The sequence below is a fragment of the Leifsonia sp. HAY1-4F genome (assembly GCF_056755275.1).
In genome coordinates this window covers 1-236 of sequence record NZ_JBNDHX010000637.1, presented here as the reverse complement: position 1 = coordinate 236, position 236 = coordinate 1, and the positions used below count along the sequence as shown (strand labels likewise).

The following is a 236-nucleotide window of genomic DNA, read 5'->3' as shown; positions in this document are numbered from 1 at the left end:
ATGCAGGATTGCGATACGCTCGTCATGCTGGGTACCGACTTTCCCTATCGTCAGTTCTTCCCCTCACATGCCAAGGTCGTCCAGGTAGATCTGCGACCGGAAAATCTCGGGCGCCGTGTCCCCCTCGACCTCGCCCTTGTCGGCGACGTCAAGTCGACGATCGAGGCCGTTCTTCCGTTGGTCGAGGCCAACCCGAACACGTCGTATCTCGACTTCTGCAAGAAGCGGTATGTGAA

1 pseudogene is annotated in these 236 nt (G+C 58.1%); it reads left to right on the top strand.

Annotated features, from left to right (window positions below):
* Positions 1-24 precede the first annotated feature (24 nt).
* Positions 25-236 (top strand): annotated as a pseudogene (locus ACPYOG_RS20795) (ubiquinone-dependent pyruvate dehydrogenase); the annotation flags it as partial.